Here is a 5205-nt window from a genome sequence, read left to right as displayed (position 1 = left end):
GGGCTCCGCACCGGACCCCGCGCTCTCAGGTCCTGTCCGGGCGATCTTGTCGGGCCCGCGACGTAGCCGGACGGGCTGGAAGCCCAGCCCGTCCGGCGATTGACGCTGCCTGAGGGCAGACCGGACCGTGAAGAATCGGCCTAGGCCAGACCGGGGCCCCGCACCGGGATGCTGGTGAACGTCGGCGCGGGCGCCGGGTTCTGGAAGAAGTCGTTGCCCTTGTCGTCCACGACGATGAACGCCGGGAAGTCCTCGACCTCGATCTTCCAGACCGCCTCCATGCCGAGCTCCTCGTACTCGACGACCTCGACCTTCTTGATGCAGTCCTGCGCGAGCCGCGCCGCCGGACCGCCGATCGAGCCGAGGTAGAAGCCGCCGTGCGCGTCGCAGGCGTCCGTGACCTGCTTGCTCCGGTTGCCCTTGGCCAGCATGACCTTGGAGCCGCCCGCCGCCTGGAACTGCTCGACGTACGAGTCCATACGGCCTGCCGTGGTCGGGCCGAAGGAGCCGGAGGCGTAACCCTCCGGGGTCTTCGCCGGGCCGGCGTAGTAGACCGGATGGTCCTTCAGGTACTGCGGCATCTCCTCGCCCGCGTCCAGCCGCTCCTTGATCTTGGCGTGCGCGATGTCGCGCGCCACGACCAGCGGGCCGGTGAGCGAGAGCCGGGTCTTGACCGGGTACTTGGTCAGCTCGGCGAGGATCTCGTCCATCGGCTGGTTGAGGTCGATCCTGACCACGTCACCTTCCGACTCCAGGTGCTCGTCGGTGGTCTCCGGCAGGAAGCGCGCCGGGTCCGTCTCCAGCTGCTCCAGGAAGACGCCCTCGGCCGTGATCTTCGCGACGGCCTGGCGGTCGGCCGAGCAGGACACGGCGATCGCGACGGGCAGCGAGGCGCCGTGCCGCGGCAGCCGCACCACGCGCACGTCGTGGCAGAAGTACTTGCCGCCGAACTGCGCGCCGATGCCGATCTTCTGCGTCAGCTCGAAGACCTTCTTCTCCAGCTCCTCGTCACGGAAGCCGTGACCCAGCTCCGAGCCCTCGGACGGCAGCTCGTCCAGGTAGTGCGCGGAGGCGTACTTCGCGGTCTTCAGCGCGAACTCGGCCGACGTACCGCCGACGACGATCGCGAGGTGGTACGGCGGGCACGCCGCCGTGCCCAGCGAGCGGATCTTCTCCTCCAGGAACTTCATCATGGAGGCCTCGTTCAGGACCGCCTTGGTCTCCTGGTAGAGGAAGGACTTGTTGGCGGAGCCGCCGCCCTTCGCCATGAAGAGGAACTTGTACGCGCCGCCGTCGGTCGCGTACAGCTCGATCTGCGCGGGCAGGTTCGAGCCGGTGTTCTTCTCGTCCCACATGGTCAGCGGGGCCATCTGCGAGTAGCGCAGGTTCAGCCGGGTGTACGCGTCGTAGATGCCGCGCGAGAGGGCTTCCTCGTCGCCGCCCTCGGTGAGCACGTTCTGCCCGCGCTTGCCCATGACGATCGCCGTGCCGGTGTCCTGGCACATCGGCAGCACGCCCGCGGCCGCGATGTTCGCGTTCTTCAGCAGGTCCAGGGCGACGAACTTGTCGTTCGACGACGCCTCGGGATCGTCGATGATCTTGCGCAGCTGGGCGAGGTGCGCCGGGCGGAGGTAGTGCTGGATGTCGTGGATCGCCTCTTCGGCGAGCTTGCGCAGCGCCTCCGGCTCGACCTTGAGGAACGTACGGCCGTCGGCCTCGAAGGTGGAGACACCCTCGGCGGTCACCAGGCGGTAGGGCGTGGTGTCCTCTCCCAGCGGGAGCAGATCGGAGTACGCAAACTCTGGGCTGGACGGGCGGGAGACAGGGGGCATTACGGCCATTCCTCACTCGGCAGACTGCGGCGCGGCCTCCATTGGCAGCGCGTCCACAAGCGTAAGACGCCCCCAGCCGTGCGGGCTTGTGAGGTAAGGCTCAGTTGCCGGGGCGTGTTGTCCGCACCGGCACATCCGGCCGGCCTCACGGCGGCCTCACGGCCACCACGACCTGACCCGCCGAACAGGCCCCAGGGCCTGATCCACCGGGCAGGCCCTAGTCGCGATCTATCGCGTTTCGCTAGTCTGGGCACGTGGACCTCGACAAGCATGATTCAGCGGCCTCCGGCCGCGGGAACCTTCAGAAGCCGGTCGCTCACGCCGAGCCCGCGGACCGTGCCGCCGACCCGGCCGGCTCCATCCGTGCCTCCGACGCCGACCGGGACCGGATCGCGGACATTCTCCGGGAGGCCCTGGCCGAGGGCCGGATCGACGCCGAGGAGCACTCCGACCGGATCGACTCGGTCTACCGCGCCAAGACGGTCGGCGAACTGGAACCGCTGGTGCGGGACCTGCCCACGACCCGCCCCCGCCCGCAGCCCGCGTCCTACAAGTACGGACCCGAGGACACGTCCGCGCCCGCCGACAACCTCGTCGCGGTGTTCTCCAGCTCCACCCGCAAGGGCCGCTGGCGCGTGGGCCCCAGGACCAACGCCTTCTCCCTCTTCGGCAGCATCGAGATCGATCTGACCGAGGCGATGTTCGGTCAGCGGCTCACGGTCATCAACGCGACGTCGATCTTCGGCAATGTCGAGGTCCGCGTTCCCGAGAACATCTCACTGCGCGGCAGCGGCACCGGGGTCTTCGGCAACTTCGAGGTGCTCACCCTGGAGGCCACCGACCCCGAGGCACCCGTCGTCGTGGTCAACGGCTATTCCGTTTTCGGCAACGTGGAGGCCAAGCCGAAGCGGGGCAAGCGCGTCGCCGACCTCCACGACCGCCTGCGCAAGCACCTGGGCCACTGATCCCGCGAGGTTCCTGGCGCCCGCGGTCCGTGGTTCCGCCTCAGGGAACTCAGTGCCACTCAGTGCATAGGCGCGCGCACAGCGGGTAGGGCTTGCTGCATCGTCTCTCGCTCGCGAAGCCGTCGTCAGGAGTAGATCGTGCTGCCACTGCCGCATCAGCCCCTGCAGGTAGCCGCCGTTCCGACCCAGCGAACCACCGCTCGGGAGGATCAGGACGGGCCCTGGCACACGGAGGCGGTGTGCCGCCGGGATGAAGCCGGACTGTTCTTCGCGCCATCCAAGGAACCGACCGCCGCACGGCTCTCCCGCGAAGATGCCGCCAAGCGCGTCTGCGCCCGCTGCCCGGTCATGGTGGAGTGCCGGGAGCACGCTCTGCTCCAGCCCGAGCCGTACGGCGTGTGGGGCGGCCTCACGGCGGCCGAGCGCCGCGTCGTGCTGGCCCGTCGCAGGCGGCGCGAGATGGAGCTCAAGAAGTCGGCATCGGCGGCCTGACGCACCCGTTGACGTACGCGGTTCCCCGCGTACGTACGGGAAGGGGCGCTCCCACCGCACATGGGGGCGCCCCTTTCTGTGTTCTTGGCGGCTCGGTTCGCCTACGTTCCTGGCGGCTCGGTCCGCCTGCGGCGAGTGCGGCCGGCCTACTTCGCGCGGTCGAAGTCGATGGCGCTGTAGGCGCGCAGCTTCGACAGGCGGTGGGTCGAGTCGATCTGGCGGATCGTGCCCGACTTGGAGCGCATCACCAGCGACTGCGTGGTCGCCGTCTCGGCGCGGTACCGGACGCCGCGCAGCAGCTCGCCGTCCGTGATGCCGGTCGCGACGAAGAACACGTTGTCGCCGCTGACCAGGTCATCCATGAACAGCACCCGGTCCAGGTCGTGGCCCGCGTCGAGTGCGCGCTGCCGCTCCGCGTCGTCCTTCGGCCAGAGCTTGCCCTGGATCGTGCCGCCGAGGCACTTGATCGCGCACGCGGTGATGATGCCCTCCGGCGTACCGCCGATGCCCATCAGCATGTCGACGCCGGTGCCCTCGCGCACGGCCATGATCGCGCCCGCGACATCGCCGTCCGAGATGAACTTGATGCGTGCGCCGGTCTCGCGGATCTCCTTGACGATTCCCTCGTGGCGGGGCCGGTCCAGGATGACGACGGTGACGTCCTCGGGCGAGGAGTTCTTCGCCTTGGCAACCCGGCGGATGTTCACCGAGACCGGGGCGTTGATGTCGACGAAGTCGGCGGCCTCGGGGCCGGTGACCAGCTTGTCCATGTAGAAGACCGCGGACGGGTCGAACATGGTGCCGCGGTCGGCGGCCGCGAGGACCGCGATCGCGTTGGGCATGCCCTTGGCGGTGAGCGTCGTGCCGTCGATCGGGTCCACGGCGATGTCGCACTCCGCGCCGGTCCCGTCGCCGATGCGCTCCCCGTTGAACAGCATGGGGGCTTCGTCCTTCTCGCCCTCGCCGATCACGACGACACCGTTCATCGACACGGTGCTGACGAGGGTCCGCATGGCCTTGACCGCGGCACCGTCCGCGCCGTTCTTGTCGCCGCGTCCGACCCACCGGCCGGCGGCCATGGCGGCGGCCTCGGTGACCCGGACGAGCTCCAGGGCGAGGTTGCGGTCGGGGGCCTCGCGCGAGACCTCGAGCTGGGACGGCAAGTTGTGCTCGGTCATCGGAGCGCACCTTCCTGTACGACGACGGCCGGAAAAAAGAGGGTGCTGTGACTCTATCGGTACGTCGACAAAATGAGCAGAGGGGCCCACGTTTGAGCAAACAACCTTGATGCGACCATAGTGCGGTGGCAGGTATGCGAGGCAAGCAGACAGTGCGCGGAATGATCCAGTCGATGGCGGTCATCTGCGTCTTCGCAGGTGTGATCTACATCTTCGTTCCGCACGACGATTCGATGGACCCGAACAAGGCCGTCGACTACCGCGTCGAGCTGGTGACGGCACGCCGGGCAGCACCCTATCCGGTGGCCGCCCCGACGGGACTCCCCGCGGGCTGGAAGCCTACGTCGGTCACCTTCAAGGGCCAGGAGGACCACGCCTGGCACCTGGGCTTCCTCGACCCGGACGGCCAGTACGTCGCGGTCGAGCAGTCGACGGCTCCGGCCGGAAAGTACATCCCGAAGGTCACCCAGCGGGCCACCAGGACCGACCGCACGCAGAAGGTGGGCGGCGAGACCTGGGAGCGCTGGGAGGGCCCGAAGTACGACGCGCTGGTGCGCACGGACAAGGGCTCGACGACCGTGGTGACCGGCACGGCGTCGTACGAGCGGCTCGCGCAGATGGCGGCGGCGCTGGAGTCGAAGTCGGAGTCCACCACCCCGACGCCGGGCCCGGCCGCGTCCTGATGCCTCCTGGCTCGTCCTGACCGACACGACAAGGCCGCCGCACCCACTCGGGGTG

At 68.9% G+C, this 5205-nt stretch carries 5 protein-coding genes; 3 read left to right on the top strand and 2 right to left on the bottom strand.

The window, feature by feature from the left end; translation table 11 throughout:
* Window positions 1-140 precede the first annotated feature (140 nt).
* Window positions 141-1832 (bottom strand): fumarate hydratase, encoded by a 1692-nt coding sequence (locus ACWGI8_RS38935; protein ID WP_453668172.1) that lies wholly within the window; start codon window positions 1830-1832, stop codon window positions 141-143.
* A 254-nt stretch (window positions 1833-2086) separates the two neighbouring features.
* Here ACWGI8_RS38935 and ACWGI8_RS38930 point away from each other — a divergent pair, with 254 nt between their 5' ends.
* Both ACWGI8_RS38930 and ACWGI8_RS38925 read left to right on the top strand, forming a co-directional pair.
* Window positions 2087-2797, top strand: a complete 711-nt coding sequence (locus tag ACWGI8_RS38930) for a DUF1707 SHOCT-like domain-containing protein (RefSeq protein ID WP_453668171.1) — start codon at window positions 2087-2089, stop codon at window positions 2795-2797.
* A 138-nt stretch (window positions 2798-2935) separates the two neighbouring features.
* A complete protein-coding gene (locus tag ACWGI8_RS38925; protein ID WP_453668170.1) occupies window positions 2936-3289 on the top strand; it encodes a WhiB family transcriptional regulator in 354 nt (117 codons plus the stop codon).
* A gap of 146 nt (window positions 3290-3435) precedes the next feature.
* Here the strand turns inward: ACWGI8_RS38925 and glpX are convergent, their stop codons facing one another.
* Window positions 3436-4467: a class II fructose-bisphosphatase gene (glpX, locus tag ACWGI8_RS38920; RefSeq protein ID WP_453668169.1), complete on the bottom strand. Its 1032-nt coding sequence runs from the start codon at window positions 4465-4467 to the stop codon at window positions 3436-3438.
* A 125-nt stretch (window positions 4468-4592) separates the two neighbouring features.
* Between glpX and ACWGI8_RS38915 the strand changes: the two genes are divergently transcribed.
* Window positions 4593-5150 carry a DUF4245 domain-containing protein gene (locus tag ACWGI8_RS38915; RefSeq protein ID WP_453668168.1) on the top strand — a complete coding sequence of 186 codons (558 nt, stop codon included), beginning with the start codon at window positions 4593-4595 and terminating at the stop codon, window positions 5148-5150.
* The last annotated feature ends 55 nt before the right edge of the window (window positions 5151-5205 follow it).

It is taken from the genome of Streptomyces sp. NPDC054841 (genome assembly GCF_053611045.1).
The sequence above is the reverse complement of the archived record's forward strand: the minus strand, read 5'-3'. Positions and strand labels throughout refer to the sequence as shown.

What these genes read in the sequence shown, in the direction of transcription:
- ACWGI8_RS38935 (WP_453668172.1), bottom strand. Translation starts at nt 1,832, where the DNA reads ATGCCCCCTGTCTCCCGCCCGTCCAGCCCAGAGTTTGCGTACTCCGAT.
- glpX (WP_453668169.1), bottom strand. Translation starts at nt 4,467, where the DNA reads ATGACCGAGCACAACTTGCCGTCCCAGCTCGAGGTCTCGCGCGAGGCC.